At 69.0% G+C, this 4,827-nt stretch carries 3 protein-coding genes; all 3 read right to left on the reverse strand.

Annotated features, from left to right (window positions below; all coding sequences use genetic code 11):
• Positions 1-220: 220 nt before the first annotated feature.
• Positions 221-2,053 (reverse strand): PQQ-binding-like beta-propeller repeat protein, encoded by a 1,833-nt coding sequence (locus E2651_RS41235; RefSeq protein WP_135336400.1) that lies wholly within the window; start codon positions 2,051-2,053, stop codon positions 221-223.
• 146 nt (positions 2,054-2,199) lie between these two features.
• Positions 2,200-4,029 carry an ABC-F family ATP-binding cassette domain-containing protein gene (locus E2651_RS41240; protein WP_135336401.1) on the reverse strand — a complete coding sequence of 610 codons (1,830 nt, stop codon included), beginning with the start codon at positions 4,027-4,029 and terminating at the stop codon, positions 2,200-2,202.
• A gap of 55 nt (positions 4,030-4,084) precedes the next feature.
• Positions 4,085-4,827 (reverse strand): DUF4328 domain-containing protein (locus tag E2651_RS41245; RefSeq protein ID WP_135336402.1); only part of this gene is annotated, 743 nt, incomplete at its 5' end.

Raw genomic sequence — 4,827 nt, forward strand, 5'->3', positions numbered from 1 at the left:
GTCCTGGGGAGCGCCGAAGCCGCTGGGCGGCGGGTCCTGAGGGGCGCCGAAGCCGCCCTGCGGGGGCTCGTTGGGCGGTGGGGGCTGCGTCATGACGTCTTTTCCTTGAGGCGAAGCGTGCTGCGAGAAGGGGTAGCGCCCCGAAGGGGCGCGGGGAACTGCGCGACCAGCCACAGCGCACCTGCACGTGGCGTACCGGTCTTCCAGCGGAGCGTCCGGATCACTTGCCGTAGGCCAGCATCAGCTTCTCCTGGCCCTGGGTGCTGCCCGAGAGCCGCGTGGTGGAGATGTAGAAGCGTCCGTCCACGTAGTCGACGTCCTTCGAGAAGAAGCCGCTCTCGATCTCCGCGGTCCCTTCCGGGTTCTTCAGAAGGGTCTTGGGCTTGTGCGAACCCGACGTCGGGATCGAGACGACCTGGCCGCCCGCGTCGTACGACGGGTTGACATAGGCGATGAGCGAACCGCCCTCGGCCTTGATCGGCAGCATCGACTCCTCCAGCGGAGACTTCGTGCGCCAGGCCTCCTTGCCGGTGGAGAGGCTGATCGCGACGACCTCGTTGGCACCGGAGCTCGCCTCGGTCGGCAGGTAGAGGTTCTTGTCGTCGACCGTCGCGCCCAGGCAGCCCTGCAGGCTGCCGCCGAGGAACGTCGAACCGCCGCACTCCGGTGCGAACTTCTCGTCGACGCTGACCTCAGAGCGGGTTTCGCTGCTGTTGGGCTTCAGCGTGGTGATGTTCCACTGCTTCTTGTCCTCATTGTTGAGGTAGACGACCGTGGGGCTCTCGGAGTAGATCCGGCCGACCTGCCAGCCCTTGGGGAACTTCTTCGTCCAGACGGCCTTGCCGGTCTTCGGGTCCAGCTGCTGCAGCTCGTCGTGCTCGCTGTCGGAGCCCGCACCGCACGACAGGGCGCGGAGCATCTTCTTGCCGCCGGCGAAGCCGCTGGGGAAGCAGGTGCCCTCGTCCTTCTTGTCGGACACGAAGAGCTTCTTGCCGTCGCTCATCCGCAGCGCCGTGCCGGACTGGGAGCGGCCGACCATCAGCGTGTCACCGGTGATGGAGAGGTCGACGTTGCTGGAGAAGTCGAAGAGACCTTCCTCCTTGACCGGCTTATTCCAGCCCTTGTCGCCCGTCTTCAGGTCGACGACCTGGATCTGGCTGCACTTGGCGTCGTCCTTGAGCCCGTCCTTGTACGCGACGACGATCTTGCCGTCGGCGGTGGGCGTCGGGGTCGTGCCGCAGATCTTCTGCGGGAACTTGATCGTGGGCCAAGCGGACTTGCCCGTCTCGACGTTGTAGGAGTTGATCTCCTTGAACGCGGCCTTGGCGGCGACATCGCCCTTGACCCACATGCCGTTGGCGTCGGCGCCCGAACCGGGCACCTTGGGCGCTTCCTTGTACCAGAGCACCTTCGACTCGCCGGGCTGGCGGCCCGCGTTGAGGTCTTCCTGCTCCCCGCCGCCGTCGCCGTCGCCGTTACCGGGGTTGACCGGGGCGGAGCCAGTGGGCTTGGGGTCGTCGCTCTTGCCGGCCGTCGGCTTCTTCTTCTTGCCTTCGTCACCGCCGCCGACGACCGCCCAGGCGACACCGCCGATGACGAGCGCGCCGACGGCCACGGCCGCCACGATCAGACCGGGCTTGCCCTTGAACGGGTTCTTGCTGCCGCCGTCGGGCGGGGTGCCGGGAGCACCCGGGGCGCCGGGGAACTGCGGCTGCGTCTGCGGGTATCCGTACTGCGGCTGGCCGTAGGGGCCGGGCTGCTGGGGCTGGCCGTACGGACCGGGCTGGTTGTACGGGCCGGGCTGGTTGTACGGGCCGGGCTGGCCGGGCTGTTGCGGGTAGCCGTAACCGGGCTGGGTCGCGGGCGGAGTCTGCGGGTAGCCGTAGCCGGGCTGCGGGGCGCCGGACGGCGGGGCCGGCGGCTGGCCGGGTGCCTGCGGCGGCTGGCCGGGTGCCTGCGGTGGCTGGCCCGGTGGCTGCGGAGCGGCTCCCTGCTGCGGATCCTGCGGAGCTCCGAAACCGCCGGACGGCGGCTGGTTGGGCGGCTGAGTCATCAGCGCTTCCCCCTTCACTGATTTTTCGGCACGCCAAGTGGTGCTCAGGCCGACCTTTCTATCACCCTGCGCCCCTAGCACACCTGACCGGTCCGCCCCCTGTTCCCAAGGGAGGACCGGCCCGTGATGCGTCTGTTACGAGACTTCTACGCGCCCTCCGCCAGCTCCAGCCAGCGCATCTCCAACTCGTCGCGCTCGCCGATGAGTTCACGCAGCTCGGCGTCCAGTTCAGCCACCTTTTCGAAGTTCGTGGCGTTATCGGCGATCTGCGCGTGCAGCCACGTCTCCTTCGTGGACATCTTGTCCAGCTGCCGCTCGATCTTCTGGAGTTCCTTCTTGGCGGCGCGTGCGTCGGCAGACGAAACGGCCTTCTGCGCGGCGGCCGGTGCGGCGGCCGCGGACGCCGAAGCGGCGAGGGGTGCCGCAGGCATGCCGGCGTCCGCCATCCGCTTGCGCCGCTCCAGGTACTCGTCGATGCCGCGCGGCAGCATCCGCATCGTGGCGTCACCCAGAAGTGCGAACACCTTGTCGGTAGTGCGCTCCAGGAAGAACCGGTCGTGCGAGATCACGACCATCGACCCCGGCCACCCGTCAAGCACGTCCTCGAGCTGAGTCAGCGTCTCGATGTCGAGGTCGTTGGTCGGCTCGTCGAGGAAGAGGACGTTCGGCTCGTCCATCAGGAGCCGGAGCAGCTGAAGCCGACGCCGCTCGCCACCGGAGAGATCACCGACCGGCGTCCACTGCTTCTCCTTGTTGAAGCCGAAGGTCTCGCAGAGCTGCCCCGCGGTCATCTCCCGGCCCTTGCCGAGGTCGACGCGCTCGCGCACCTGCTGCACGGCCTGCAGCACCCGCAGCGTCGGGCTGAGCTCGGCCACCTCCTGCGAGAGGTAGGCCAGCTTCACGGTCTTGCCGACCACGACCCGGCCGCCCTCGGGCTGTACGTCGCCGTCGGAGCGCTGGGCCTCGGCCATCGCCCGGAGCAGCGAGGTCTTGCCCGCGCCGTTCACCCCGACCAGGCCGATGCGGTCGCCCGGACCGAGCTGCCAGGTCAGATGCTTGAGCAGCACCTTCGGCCCGGCCTGGACGGTCACGTCCTCCAGGTCGAAGACGGTCTTGCCGAGCCGTGACGTCGCGAACTTCATCAGTTCGCTGCTGTCCCGGGGCGGCGGCACGTCGGCGATGAGCTCGTTCGCGGCCTCGATGCGGTACCGCGGCTTGCTGGTCCGGGCGGGCGCACCGCGCCGGAGCCAGGCCAGCTCCTTGCGCATCAGGTTCTTGCGCTTGGTCTCCTCGGTGGCCGCGATGCGCTCACGCTCGGCACGCGCGAAGACGTAATCGGAGTACCCGCCCTCGTACTCGTAGACGGACCCGCTCTGTACGTCCCACATGCGGGTGCACACCTGGTCGAGGAACCAGCGGTCGTGCGTGACGCAGACGAGCGCCGAGCGCCGTGTCCGCAGGTGCTCGGCGAGCCAGGCGATGCCCTCGACGTCCAGGTGGTTGGTCGGCTCGTCGAGCACGATCAGGTCGGGCTCGCCGATGAGCAGCTTCGCGAGCGCGATGCGGCGCCGCTCGCCACCGGAGAGCGGCCCGATGACGGTGTCGAGCCCCTGCGGGAATCCGGGCAGGTCGAGCCCGCCGAAAAGCCCGGTGAGCACGTCACGGACCTTGGCGTTTCCGGCCCACTCATGATCGGCGAGGTCACCGATCACCTCGTGCCGGACGGTCGCCTCGGGGTCGAGCGAGTCGTGCTGGGTCAGCACGCCGAGCTGAAGCCCGCCGTTGTGCGTGACCCGTCCGGTGTCGGCCTCCTCCAGCTTGGCGAGCATCCGGATGAGGGTCGTCTTCCCGTCTCCGTTGCGCCCCACGACGCCGATCCGGTCCCCCTCGGACACGCCGAGGGAGACACCGTCGAGCAGGGCACGGGTGCCGTACACCTTGCTGACTGCCTCGACATTGACCAGATTGACGGCCATTAACGCTCCAGGTAAGGGGGATCGATCGATCTCCCAGCGTAGTCGGAGGCGGCGGCTACCAGCCCGGCGGCCGCTGCGGAGGCATCGGCGTACCCGGCATTCCGGGGCGGGCGAATCCGAGCCGTACGTCCTGGAGGGTGCTGATCAGGCGGACCGCCATGAGGCCGCAGATGCCCGCGGCGATCAGGGTCAGGTCGGAGAGGATGAACATCAGCACGGCCGTCCTTGCCTGCCCGACGTCGCCGTCGTCCGCGCTCGACAGCAGCATCCAGGCGAGCGCGCTGGTGACGCTGGACGCGACCCAGGTGATCCACCAGGCGGTGACGGTGCCGTTCCCGGGACGATGGGGCTGCGGGCCGTATCCGTACGGTCCCGATCCGTACGGTCCCGATCCGTACGGTCCCGCCGGTGGCTGCGCGGCCCCCGGCGGCTCGCTCGCTCCGATGATGTCGTCGGTGATCTGCTTGGGGATCCACCAGTTGGCCACCGGGATGAACCACGCGCCGATCGCCATGCCCGGCGACTGCCGGTGCCGTCCCGGTGCGAGCGCCTCCGCGTTCATCCGTACCCGGTGGAACCAGGTCAGGAAGACGGGGATGGCGGCGAGGAAGCCGATGCCGAGCAGGATGACGGTGACGCCCCAGAACTCCCCGAAGTCGTCGTCGAGGTAGACGATCCAGGCGTTGCCGAGATCCCCGTAGAGATCGAAGTCGGCGACGAGCCGCAGCAGCGCGAGCCCGGCGACACCGCCGAGGAGTATCGAGGCGGCGGTGCCGAGGCCTCCGGCCGGGGTGGGGC

The sequence above is a fragment of the Streptomyces sp. MZ04 genome, from assembly GCF_004684775.1.
In the GTDB taxonomy this organism is placed as follows: Bacteria; Actinomycetota; Actinomycetes; order Streptomycetales; family Streptomycetaceae; genus Streptomyces.